Annotated in this window: 12 protein-coding genes; 10 read left to right on the top strand and 2 right to left on the bottom strand. The window is 40.9% G+C overall.

Going from position 1 to position 12,787, the window contains the following annotated elements:
- The first annotated feature begins 1 nt into the window (after position 1).
- The 9 genes from PTI45_RS14110 (at position 2) to PTI45_RS14150 (ending at position 10,047) form a co-directional block, all read left to right on the top strand.
- Positions 2–754: an amino acid ABC transporter ATP-binding protein gene (locus PTI45_RS14110; protein WP_069328241.1), complete on the top strand. Its 753-nt coding sequence runs from the start codon at positions 2–4 to the stop codon at positions 752–754.
- Between the two features lie 82 nt (positions 755–836).
- The gene (locus PTI45_RS14115; RefSeq protein ID WP_069328242.1) at positions 837–1,871 is read left to right on the top strand and encodes an LLM class flavin-dependent oxidoreductase; all 1,035 of its coding nucleotides are present in this window, start codon (positions 837–839) and stop codon (positions 1,869–1,871) included.
- Between the two features lie 6 nt (positions 1,872–1,877).
- Entirely contained in the window at positions 1,878–3,068 is a 1,191-nt protein-coding gene (locus tag PTI45_RS14120; RefSeq protein WP_069328243.1) for an amidohydrolase, read from the top strand.
- Positions 3,069–3,260: 192 nt separating this feature from the next.
- Complete coding sequence (locus PTI45_RS14125; protein ID WP_083243542.1) at positions 3,261–4,211, top strand: ArsR/SmtB family transcription factor; 951 nt, start codon at positions 3,261–3,263, stop codon at positions 4,209–4,211.
- A 244-nt stretch (positions 4,212–4,455) separates the two neighbouring features.
- The gene (locus PTI45_RS14130) at positions 4,456–6,165 is read left to right on the top strand and encodes an ABC transporter substrate-binding protein (protein WP_083243543.1); all 1,710 of its coding nucleotides are present in this window, start codon (positions 4,456–4,458) and stop codon (positions 6,163–6,165) included.
- A gap of 22 nt (positions 6,166–6,187) precedes the next feature.
- A complete protein-coding gene (locus tag PTI45_RS14135) occupies positions 6,188–7,141 on the top strand; it encodes an ABC transporter permease (RefSeq protein WP_069328245.1) in 954 nt (317 codons plus the stop codon).
- Positions 7,142–7,159: 18 nt separating this feature from the next.
- Positions 7,160–8,086 carry an oligopeptide ABC transporter permease gene (gene opp4C / locus PTI45_RS14140; protein WP_069328246.1) on the top strand — a complete coding sequence of 309 codons (927 nt, stop codon included), beginning with the start codon at positions 7,160–7,162 and terminating at the stop codon, positions 8,084–8,086.
- 10 nt (positions 8,087–8,096) lie between these two features.
- The gene (locus tag PTI45_RS14145) at positions 8,097–9,089 is read left to right on the top strand and encodes an ABC transporter ATP-binding protein (RefSeq protein ID WP_069328247.1); all 993 of its coding nucleotides are present in this window, start codon (positions 8,097–8,099) and stop codon (positions 9,087–9,089) included.
- Positions 9,082–10,047 (top strand): ABC transporter ATP-binding protein, encoded by a 966-nt coding sequence (locus PTI45_RS14150; RefSeq protein WP_069328248.1) that lies wholly within the window; start codon positions 9,082–9,084, stop codon positions 10,045–10,047. Before PTI45_RS14145 ends, PTI45_RS14150 begins: the two co-directional genes overlap by 8 nt.
- A gap of 66 nt (positions 10,048–10,113) precedes the next feature.
- Here the strand turns inward: PTI45_RS14150 and trhO are convergent, their stop codons facing one another.
- Positions 10,114–11,007, bottom strand: a complete 894-nt coding sequence (gene trhO / locus PTI45_RS14155; RefSeq protein ID WP_175425189.1) for an oxygen-dependent tRNA uridine(34) hydroxylase TrhO — start codon at positions 11,005–11,007, stop codon at positions 10,114–10,116.
- Between the two features lie 92 nt (positions 11,008–11,099).
- On the opposite strand from trhO, the gene PTI45_RS14160 reads away from it, so the two are divergent.
- Positions 11,100–11,303 (top strand): hypothetical protein, encoded by a 204-nt coding sequence (locus tag PTI45_RS14160; protein WP_069328250.1) that lies wholly within the window; start codon positions 11,100–11,102, stop codon positions 11,301–11,303.
- A 220-nt stretch (positions 11,304–11,523) separates the two neighbouring features.
- On the opposite strand, the gene rsgA is transcribed toward PTI45_RS14160, so the two are convergent.
- Complete coding sequence (rsgA, locus tag PTI45_RS14165; RefSeq protein ID WP_069328251.1) at positions 11,524–12,591, bottom strand: ribosome small subunit-dependent GTPase A; 1,068 nt, start codon at positions 12,589–12,591, stop codon at positions 11,524–11,526.
- Between the last annotated feature and the right edge of the window lie 196 nt (positions 12,592–12,787).

A 12,787-nucleotide genomic window follows, 5' to 3' on the forward strand; every position in this document is an offset into this window, starting at 1 on the left:
TATGATTCAACTGGAGCAGATATCCAAATCATTTGGTAAACAGGAAGTGTTACAAAGTATTGATTTACAAGTTAAAAAAGGAGAAGTCGTTGTTATTTTGGGGCCGAGTGGTTCCGGTAAAACGACATTATTACGTTGCATCAATTATTTGGAAAAGCCAGATGCAGGGCAGATTACAATCGGCGACCTCAAAGTGGATACCAAGCATCCAACCAAAAAAGAAATCCATGCGTTGCGTCAGCAAACAGCAATGGTTTTTCAACAATATAATCTATTTAAGCACAAAACAGCACTTGAAAACGTTATGGAAGGATTAACGATTGTTCGTAAAATGCCAAAAGACAAAGCACGTACAATCAGCATACAAGTACTGGAAAAAGTAGGGCTTGGGAACAAATTAGATCATTATCCTGTACAGCTATCCGGGGGTCAGCAACAACGTGTAGGCATTGCACGTGCTTTAGCTTTGAATCCGGAAGTGATCTTGTTCGATGAGCCTACTTCAGCGCTTGATCCTGAACTGGTCGGTGAAGTACTGAGTGTTATTCGCAAAATAGCGAAAGAAGGCATCACTATGATCGTTGTGACCCATGAAATGGATTTTGCAAGAGATGTTGCTAACCATGTGGTGTTTATGGATGGTGGGTTAGTGGTTGAAGAAGGAACGCCGGAAGAGATTTTCCAGCGTCCCAAAGAAGAGCGTACCCGTCAATTCCTAAGTCGAATAACACCGCAAGCCACGTATTCAATTTAGAAAAGAGCAGAATAGATTAGCTAATCAAGACCGTTGCAATCACAAAATAGTACACATAGATCGATTCAGGGAGGAACAGAATATGAGTATTCCGATAGGTATTTTGGATCAAAGTCCACGATTTGCAGGAGAGACGGCTGAAGATGCTTTTCGACATACAATAGAGTTGGCTCAGATTGCAGAAGAACTAGGGTATCAGCGGTTCTGGGTATCTGAACATCACGATTCTGCCAATGTGTCTGGTTCTTCACCTGAAGTGTTGATCTCTTATTTGCTTGCCAAAACCAAAAAGATTACGATTGGTTCAGGTGGAGTAATGTTACAGCATTACAGCCCGTATAAAGTCGCGGAGAATTTCAATGTGTTATCAACCCTTGCACCGGGTAGAGTGGAATTGGGGATAGGACGTGCACCCGGCGGGTTACCGAGATCAACACGTGCTTTACAAGGTGAGAATGGCTCAAGTACGTTGAGCTTAACTGATAAAATTACAGAAACTCGCAATTACATCTACAATCGAATCGCTGATGATCATGCGCTAGCTGGCATACAGGTTAGCCCGAATCCTGCACAACCTGCCGATCTATTCGTGCTTGGAGCGAGTACCAATAGCGCAGAAGTAGCCGCCAAATTAGGACTACCTTATGTATTTTCTCAATTTATTAATGGGGATGAAGAAGTGGCTTTGACCGCTGTGAAGGCGTATCGTGAGCAATTTGTTCCTTCTATCGAATATCCGAAGCCACATGTGATTCTAGCGTTATCTGTAATCGTGGCAGAGACGGAAGAAGAAGCATCCCAATTAGCTGGCGAAAATCTATCCGTTAAAATTCATTTGGAAAGTGGTAAAGTACTTACAGTAGGTACAGTCGAACAAGCTGAAGAATTCGGTCGACAATCTGCGGAAAAATATCGGATCGAAGTGAAAGAAGCTAAAGTGGTGAAAGGTTCACCAACGTCTGTATATCAACAATTAGCAACGATTCGACATCAATATGGTATACAAGAATTAGTGGTGCATACAGTGATTCAGAATTTTAATAAGCGTGTACGTTCATTTGAATTATTACAACAAGCCTTTGTACATGCAGAGGTAGAAGCTTCATTGGAGGTGTAAATACGTATGCCGTTGACTGAAGGGCTTCAAAAGCAACTGATCGATATTCGAAGACATATTCATCGTTATCCTGAATTATCAGGGGAAGAAGTACAGACGACAGCTGATATTCGTGAATGGTTAGAAGCGGCTGATATTCGTGAATGGTTAGAAGCGGCTGATATTCGGATTCTTAATTTTCCTAATCTAGCTACAGGTGTTATTGCAGAGATTGGTGCAGGAGAATCATTAGTTGCTTTGCGTGCTGATATTGATGCATTACCTGTTCAAGAGGAGACAGGACTTCCTTTTGCTTCAGAAATAGCTGGTAAAATGCATGCGTGTGGTCATGATTTTCATACAGCTTCGTTATTAGGAGCAGCTTATTTGCTCAAAGAACAAGAGCATCATCTTCAGGGAAGAGTGCGACTGATCTTTCAACCTGCTGAAGAAAAAGCCAAAGGAGCACAGCAAGTGATTGCAAGTGGCGCCCTTGAAGGCGTACAAGCGATCTTTGGATTGCATAATAAGCCGGATTTACCTGTAGGTACAGTAGGTATTCGAGAAGGGGCATTGATGGCAGCAGCAGATGGATTTATTGTAGAAGTGACAGGGGTAGGTACACATGCAGCTGTACCAGAGGCTGGGATTGATCCTATTGTTGTCTCTGCACATATTGTGACTGCTCTGCAATCGATCGTCAGCCGTAATGTAGGTTCTCAGCAAGGAGCTGTAATCAGTGTGACTCAGTTGAATAGCGGACATGTGTGGAATGTGATTCCTGATCTAGCGGTCTTGCAAGGAACGATTCGTACTTTTGATGAACAAGTCCGTGAGCATGTATTGTCCCGATTTGAACAAGTAGTAGAAGGGGTAGGGACTGCTTTTGGTACCTCTGCCACAGTCAAATGGTTAGCGGGGCCACCGCCTGTTTTGAATGATGGACAATGGACAGGTGTAGCCAAGTTAGCCGCCGAGCAAAGTCAGCTACAAGTTGTCGAACCTGCGGTATCACCTGCAAGTGAAGACTTTTCATTTTATCAAAAAGAAGTACCCGGGGTATTTATCTTTGTCGGTACGTCAGGTCCGCAGGAGTGGCATCATCCGTCGTTTGATGTAGATGAACGTGCATTAAGTGGAACAGCTACATTTTTGGCGAATACAGCGCGTAATGCATTGGCTCAAGTCGAACAACAAAGTAGTCTATCCACATCTTAAACTTCATTTCAATCCGGTATAAACTTTAAGCTGTTTCTTCTGGTAAAAAGTAGTCATGAACATGGGCTATGATTATCAAGGAAACAGCTTTTTGTTGTGCCTTCCAACGTCATATGCAAATAAATAAGGAGAGTCGATTGCCAAAGTTGTCTTCTATACGATAAAATACGCCCAAGAAAGGTTGTGCTTCTATTGAGTGATCAGATAGCTGTTCCCAAGCCAAAACCCTATACGATTGAACTTCAATTTAATCCGTTATATGAATGTCTTAATAGCTTGCATACGTATATATGTCGTCCGTCTTATAAAAAGATTGACCTCGACCCTTCTTGGGCCAAATCGATAGAAGGGCAATTACCTGCTGAATTTGCAGAGCGATTAGCGCAAACAGGGATAGATGCTGAATGGAGATTAATCGTTTTGCTCGTCTATTGTTGCCCTGAAGGGACTCCTGAACAATTTGTACAATGGATCGAACAGATGAGCATCGAACAGTTAGAACAACTGATTGCTCAACATACGTCTTTGCCAACTGTTAGTATCGCTCGTTTACGAAGTCGGATATTAATTTTGTTCCAACAATGGAATCAATATTACTTTTCACAGATTGATCCTCAGATTGTACAGGGACTACAGGAAGAGTCTCAATATAGACAGGATATGCTTAAGCAAAGTAATGATCTTTCTATTTTTGTAGACGAAGTGACCCATGGGATTGTTTTTGAGCCTCAAGCGGAATGTAAACGTCTGATTCTTGTACCCCATTATCACTTTAAGCCACTTAATATTATTTATGCGTACAATTCATTTATGATCTGTCATTATCCTGCTAGCTTGCATTTGGGCGATTCTTCTGAATTACCGCCTTATGAATATCGTGTGCTCCGAGCACTGGCTGAACAGAGTCGTTTGAAAATATTAAAATATCTGTATACGGGGCCACGTAGTTTTATCGAAATTGTACGTTATTTGGGTCTATCCAAAGGAATTACTCATGATCACGTTACTAAGTTACGTAGTGCAGGCTTGCTTCATGCTCATATTCAAGGAGAAACGTTAACCGTATACAGTTTGCGAACACAGGCGATTCAAGATCTGCCCTATATGTTAATGAATTTTATAGAGCACAATGATAGCCAATAAATCCAAATTATAAAAATAGTTAAAAAATACCGATCGTTTCGAAAAAGAAACGGTCTTTTTGCTATGGCATACGATCATAAATTTTATCCTGTAGATATAGGATTAGCTAAATTCTAAATATTAACTTTTTTCGGAAATGATTTTAAGTTCTCTCTTTACAGAACCGATTTAGATTCCTATAATAGCTTTACCGACTAATAACATAGTTAACAGGTCGGAATAATAAATATTAGGGGAATGTATGATGAAAAAAAGTGTAGCTTTACTATCTGGTGTGCTGATGGCTTCGTTGTTATTTACAGCATGCTCTAATGGAGGAACTGATAATAGCAGTTCTTCCGCCGAAAAAGGAACCGCTCAAGCCCAGCAGTCACCTGCTTTAAACAGTTTGTTCAAAGCACCTGATCTTACCCAATTACCTGCTACTGCACAACAACGTACAGATACGATTATTATGGCGTTAACCGATCCAGCAGGAGCGTTTACTCCTTATTTCCATCAAAGTGGATACGATGGTAATGTATCTTCGCTCTTGTATGCCCCATTGGTCACCACAGATGACAAAGGATTGCCAGCTCCGAATCTTGCTGAAAGTTGGGATTTGTCTAAAGATCAACGTACATATACATTTCATTTACATAAAGATTTGAAGTTCAGCGATGGCTCACCTTTAACAGCAGATGATGTAGCATTCACATGGACAATTCTGCATGACAAATCGTATGACAATGATTCACTTATTCCTACTCTAGGAATCGTAGGCGGAGCAGAGTACAAAGCAGGTAAAGCATCTACCGTATCAGGGATTAAAGTGATTGATCCACAGACCATTTCTGTAACGATTGCTAAGCCTAATGCAACCGCATTGTTAACACTAGGTAGCGATGTATTGTCCAAAGCCTATTATGGTAAAGACTACAAGTTCGGTGAATTGGAATATATCAAAAAGTTACACCAGACTCCGCTTGGAAATGGGCCTTATGTATTGACCAAATTTATTCCCGGACAAGAAGTACGTTTCACTGCCAATGAGAATTATTTCAAAGGCGCGCCCAAAACAAAAAACTTTATCTACAAAACATCTGAAGGGGATACATGGCAGTATGTGGAGACAGGAGAGATTGATTTTGCTTCCTTTAGTGCTACACAGGAAAATATTAATAAGTTGAAAAGCTTAGGCTTTGTCGATATCTTACCGTACACACCGAGTACGTATAGTTTTTTACAAGCTAATCTAGAACATGAAGCATTGAAAGATAAAAAAGTACGTCAAGCGATTGCATACGGTCTGGATCGTCAAAGTATCTATGTGGATGCTAATCAAGGTGCAGGTGAGATTGCCAATATCCCTGCGGCTCCGATCTCATGGGCATACACCACAGAAGGTATTAATCCGTATGCGTATAGCGCTGAAAAAGCGAATCAATTACTCGATGAAGCAGGTTGGGTAGCTGGAGCAGATGGTATTCGTGAAAAAGACGGCCAAAAACTGACACTTCATTATCTGGGTTCCAAAAGCCCACAAACCGATATTTTTATCGCTGTAGCTACCGAAAACTTTAAAGCGATCGGTGTTGATTTCCAACCGGAAGTATTTGCAGATTTTAACTCGCTTGCTTCTAAAGTAGAAGGTGGAGATTACGATCTAGCTTCATTCTCTACCCCGATGTTGACTGATCCTTCAGATGGATTAGTGCAATTTCTAGATGGAGAAATTAAAGGGTATGATAATCCTGAATTTGTGAAATTGTATAACGAAGCATTAGCGACAAATGATATTGAACAACGTAAAAAAATCTACGGCGATATTTTCAGATTGTTAAATGACGATCTACCTGTTATTTTTACCAATTACAAAAAAGTAGTCTATGCCTACAATGGACGTATTCAAGACTTAACCGTCAGTCCATTTAACGGTATTGCATCGAGTGTTCCACAATGGACTTTGAAGTAAACCGTAACTAGGAGTTGAGCATATGAGTAGCTATTTAATGAAGCGTCTCGGGTATACCCTGTTTATTTTACTAGCAGCATCGTTATTAATCTTTTGCCTGTATGCGCTGACTCCGGGTGATTTTATAACAGGTAATATCAAATTAAGTCCTGAACGCAAAGCAGAACTACGTGAATTGTACGGGTTAAATAAACCGCTATTAGAACGTTATGTGATCTGGATGAATAATGCGTTTCATGGAAACTTTGGATATTCGCTAGATAAGCAGCAACCCGTGTTAAAGTTGTTCAATCAGTATGTATGGAATTCATTTTTGCTAGCGATTGTCTCTACGTTTTTAACATGGCTTATTGCTGTGATTATCGGTGTGATTGCCGCTTATAAGCAATATTCATGGTTTGATACATTCGTCATGGTGGGTATCTTTGCAGCGATGTCGATTCCTTCCTTTTTTATTGGACTATTTCTGATCAAAATACTGGCGGTAGACTTTAAATGGTTGCCGCCTGGAGGGATGTTAACGACAGGTAGCAATGCAACAGGAGTTGCTTATCTCAAAGAAGTTATCCATCATATGACGTTACCTGTGATTGTAATGACATTATTAGGAGTAGGATCATTAACCCGTTACTTCCGCAGTAATATGATCGATGTGATTCAGCAAGATTATATTCGTACCGCCCGTGCCAAAGGCTTAAGCGAACGCAAAGTGTTATTTACACATGCTTTACGTAATGCGCTACTACCTGCGATTACACTGGTTGGATTTGAATTACCTGCCCTATTTGGTGGTTCATTAATTATTGAACGGATTTTTAACTGGCCGGGTATCGGTCAGCTATATATGCAATCATTTACAGTACGAGATTATCCATTATTGATGGGCTTCACGATGTTTATTGCTGTACTAACCGTCATCGGTACGTTATTATCTGATATTTTGTACCATGTCGCTGATCCGCGTGTGAAAATCTAGCGGAATAAGGAGGATCATATGCCATCTATACAGGCTGAAGTGACGAATGTAGCTACAAATAGACCTCAAGCGGTCAAATCGTCTTTATGGAGACAATCGATTCGTAAATTATTAAAAAACAAATTGGCTGTAGGTGGATTTGCAGTCGTTGTATTTATGTTTTTACTTTGTTTTGTCGGCCCTCTATTTTCACCGTATACAGACAATAAAGTGAATATGACGATGATGAACAAAGCGCCTAATATTCATCACTGGCTAGGCACAGACAAATTAGGTCGGGATGTACTTACCCGTGTGATGCAAGCCGGTCGAATTTCACTAACGGTAGGGATTGCATCAATGGTTTTGTCTGTATTTATCGGAACCCTATTAGGGGCGATAGCAGGGTATTACCGTGGCATTGTCGATCAAGTGATTATGCGTATTGCTGATCTATTGCTCACGATTCCAAGTTTACCGCTATTGTTTATTTTTGGAGCCTTATTATCAGAATGGAAAGTGCCTACAGATTACCGCATGTATATTGTGATGCTGATCTTAAGTCTAGTAGGCTGGCCTTCACTGGCACGAATGGTTAGAGGACAATTATTATCACTACGTGAGCGGGAATTTATGCAAGCGACGATTGTACTGGGCTTGCGTGATCGTCGTAAGCTGGTCAATCATTTATTACCTAATCTGGTACCGTTATTAATTGTGATTGCTACGCTAAATATCGGAGGCGCAATTCTAAGTGAATCCGTATTGAGCTTCTTCGGGCTTGGCGTTATGCCGCCGACACCGACATGGGGCAATATGATTGATGCGGCAAATAATATGATTGATTTTCAAGAACGTCCGTGGTTATGGGTTCCGCCGGGATTTTCTATTTTTGCAACAGTCATTGCTATTAATATTTTTGGAGATGGATTGCGAGATGTACTTGATCCGAAACAAAAAAGGTAGGTGAATCAACATGAGTACTCATTCTTTATTGCATATTCAGCATTTAAGCACCTATTTTGACACTGATGAAGGGACTGTCAAAGCTGTCGATGATATCAGTCTGCATGTTCGCCCGGGTGAGATTGTCTGTATTGTAGGTGAATCCGGTTGTGGTAAAAGTATTACTGCTTTATCAGTGATGGGATTGATCGAAGCGCCTACCGGACGGATTGCAGACGGTATAATAGACTTTGACGGGCAAAATTTATTGAGCTTAAGTAAAAATCATCTACGAAGTATTCGTGGTAATGATATCGCTATGATTTTCCAAGAGCCGATGTCTTCACTTAATCCAGTGATTACGATCGGTGAACAAATGAGTGAGCCATTAATAATTCACAAAAAAATGAATAAAAAACAAGCTCAGAAGCGAGTATTAGAGCTTATCACTCAAGTAGGGATTTCACGTCCTGAACAGATTGCTAAGTCGTATCCGCACGAATTAAGCGGAGGGATGTTACAACGGATTATGATCGCCATAGCCATCTCTTGTGATCCCAAATTGTTGATTGCAGACGAACCGACAACCGCGCTGGATGTCACGATTCAAGCACAGATTTTGGACATGTTGCGTGAGTTCCGCAGTCAATCGGATATGTCGATACTATTGATTACGCATGATCTAGGTGTAGTCGCTGAAATGGCAGATTATGTTGTGGTTATGTATTCAGGCAAAATTGTAGAAGAAGGCGAAGTGGTCGAGCTATTCGCTAATCCTCGTCATCCGTATACGCAAGGATTGTTACGTTCTAAGCCTATTATCAATCAGCGGCAAAAAGAACTGTATTCGATTCCGGGATATGTACCCAATCCGCTTGAATTGCAGGAGTCCTGTTATTTTCACGAACGGTGTGAGCATTGTATGGATATCTGTCGTACACAAGAGCCACCATTACGCGATGTAGAAAATGGTCAAAAAACCGCTTGCTGGTTATACGAAAAGGAGGCAGCGGTTCATGTCTGAAGCCTTACTAGATATCCAAAATCTTAAAAAGTATTTTCCTATCAAAGCAGGTCTACTTAGCCGTACCGTTGGACAAGTCAAAGCAGTCGATGATATCAGTATTACGATTCAACCGGGCGAAACCTTTGGTCTGGTTGGAGAATCGGGTAGTGGCAAAAGTACAGTAGGACGTACAGCGATTCGCTTAACCGACAAAACCGCAGGTGAAGTACGATTTAAAGGAACCGATATCTACAGTTTACCACCCGAGCAATTACGTCAGTTACGTCCGAAAATGCAATTGATTTTCCAAGATCCATATAGTTCGCTTAATCCTCGTGTACGTATTGGAGAAGCCATCGGTGAAGCTGTGCTCGATCATGGACTGGCGCCTGCTTCAGATATTCGTGATATCGTCAAAGAAGTGTTAGCTTCATGTGGACTGTCTTCATATCATATTGATCGGTTTCCACATGAATTTTCAGGAGGACAACGTCAGCGGATCGGAATAGCGCGTGCACTGGTGCTTAATCCTGAATTGATTATTGCAGATGAACCGGTGTCTGCTCTAGATGTATCCATCCAAGCACAGATTATTAATCTGTTCAGTCATTTGCAGGAAAGTAAAGGGCTAACTTATCTGTTTATTTCCCATGATCTGAGCGTAGTCGAGCATCTGTGTTCACGAATCGGTGTGATGTATTTAGGTTCAATGGTGGAGACAGCTTCAAGAGACGAATTGTTTCGTCACCCGTTACATCCGTATACCAAAGCATTATTATCTGCTGTACCGATCCCGATTCCCAAGTTAAAACGTGAACGGATTGTGTTGAAAGGCGATATTCCAAGCCCTGCCAATCCACCTTCAGGCTGTAAATTCCATACACGGTGTCCTTTTGCAGAACAAAGATGTGTTGAAGAAGTCCCTGTTTTTCGGAATATGGGTGGAGAGCATTGGGTAGCTTGTCATCTGGTGTAATACAGTAAGATACAGCAAAAAGCCACTGATCGTATAAAGATCAATGGCTTTTTGTGATGAAATCAATTAGTTAGAAGCAGGAACTGCGACTTGCTCACGGCAAGCATCGGAACAGAAGTGTTCGTGTTCTTCTTTACAAGATTCACATACAACATGCTGTAAATTACAAGTAGGGCAGTTAATATAATCATCTGTTGGTGCTGCACAGTGATAACATTTACCGATAATAACATCTTCGTCTGTATGATTAATCGGAATCGAAATGCGCTCATCGAACACATAACATTTTCCATCGAATAATCGTCCTTGTACTTCAGGGTCTTTACTGTAGGTTACAATTCCGCCTTCTAATTGAGCTACATCATTGAAGCCTTCTTTCATTAGAAAGCCAGTCAATTTCTCACAACGTACGCCACCTGTGCAATACGTCAAAATCTTTTTGTCTTTGAACTCGCTCATGTTTTCTCTAATCCACTCAGGGAATTCACGAGAAGATTCCACATTTGGACGAATCGCTCCACGGAAGTGACCAATATCGTATTCATAATCGTTACGACCGTCTAGAACAATAACATCTTCTTGTTGAAGTTGTTCATAGAATTCTTTAGGTGAAAGGTGTGTACCTGTAAATTCACTCGCATCCCATTCTTCTTCAAAACGGAACGTTACTAACTCATCTTTGGGACGGACAAACATTTTTTTGAAAGCATGTTCTTCAGCTTCATCAATTTTGAATACCGTATCAGCAAAACGTGGATCTTCAAGCAAGTCTTTCATGTATTGCTCTGTTTGTTCAAAATCACCTGACAATGTACCGTTAATACCTTCTGGTGCGATTAGAATTCTTCCTTTGATTCCTAGGTTTTTGCAATATTTCAAATGTTCTGCGGCAAGTGCTTCATGATCATCAATTTTGACAAATTTATAAAATAATAAAATCCGGTATGGACTCGTAGACATATTCATCACCCTATATATAAAAATTTTAATTTGGCACTAACGTACAATATAATCGCAATCATAAATTTTACGCTTCTCTTAGGGGTTAGTCAATGAAAATGTATAAAAAGGGGATTTTAATTCTGGTGGGGGTAGGGAGCGTTGCGCTAATAGAATCGTTCTTGTCGTCGCTGTTGCAATGGAATCCCTTGAATATACCGCTTTGCGGTGGGGATTTCATTGCAAAGGCGAGCGCTTCGCTCTTTCAGAACGATTCTATTGGCTTCGCTCTGACGGTGGATTGTGGGAGGAATTAAAGTCAGGGAGGAGGAGGAGGTAGTAAAGGAAAAGATGAGGGTGTTTGCGTGTTTTAGGAGGGGGGAGATGATAAAAATATACTGAAAAAAGCTGTCTGTTGGGACAGACAGCTTGGGTGGAACATTGTATAGATATGATGGATGATGAGTGATTTTAGCATATGAAAATTGTTTGGTTATATTGATTGGATCATCGAGATCGATGAGGTGACAAACGATATTAACGTTTGGTTCGTTTTTTGGGATTGTCACGATGGGCTTTGATGATTGTTTTCCATTTTTGTTTTTCTTGGAGTAATTGAGTAACGTTATTTTTACGTTCGTTGTAGGCTAGTTCTTTTTTGAGTTTGAGCCAGTTGTTGTAATGTTTTTGTGGAAGGGTGCCGTCTGTTAATGCTTGTTGGACAGCGCAGTCCGGTTGTTCATAGGTATGAGCGCAGTCGTAGAAGCGACATTGTTCGGCTAAGGATTCGATGTCTTGGAACGTTTCTTCCAGTCCAGTCGAAGCTTGTCCGATACCAAGGCTACGCATTCCCGGTGTATCGATAACGATGATGCCGTTATGAAGCAAATGTAATTCACGATGGGTAGTGGTGTGTTTACCTTTGGCATCGTCTTCACGAATTTCATTTGTTTTCATTTTGTATTCGCCAGCCAGTGCATTCACCAGTGAAGATTTGCCGACTCCCGAAGAACCGAGTAATACCAGTGTATCACCAGCAGAAAAGTGTGCTTGCAGTTCATTCAGTCCTTCGCCATGAATGCTATCCACTGGATACACAGGAACACCGAAGCTAGCAACTTCTAATTGGTCGAGATAATCATGCAATTGATCGGTTAGATCGCTTTTGGTTACGACAATAATAGGTTGTGCTCCGCTATTCCATGCAATCGTTAAGTACCGTTCGATCCGATTAAGGTTAAAATCATCATTCGCTGAACATACCAATAAGCAGTAATCAAAATTAGCTGCAACCACTTGTTCACCCACATCAGGGTCATCACGCAAAATAATGGTTTTTCGCGTTAATACTTCATGTATAAGCGAAGTGTCACCAGGATGGCTTTCAAGAGCGACAAAATCGCCGATTGAAGGGCGATCTACACGAGTAGCATCACGAAACGAAGACGTTTTGAGCTTAGCAAGTTGTTCTCCGTCTTCTGATACCACCCGGTATACATGTTTGAACACAGCACTAATACGTGCAGGAATCAAACGTTCAGACGTTTCCTGTTGGGCAAATGATGTAGCGAAATCATCGTTATATCCATAATCATTAATATTCAATTGAATTAGCTCCTTTGTAGTATCGGGAGCTTGTTTACGTTATCCGCGCATTTCTCCCGATTGGAAATAGGTCATATACGGCGTGTGATGGGGTGTACGTTCAATAGTCATCATTATGAATCATCCTTTCTATTCGGGATTTCACCAACAGTATAACAGAAAATGGATAAAAAGGAACAGAAAAAATTTAAGATAC

Source organism: Paenibacillus nuruki, assembly GCF_001721045.1.
GTDB lineage: Bacteria > Bacillota > Bacilli > Paenibacillales > Paenibacillaceae > Saccharibacillus > Saccharibacillus nuruki.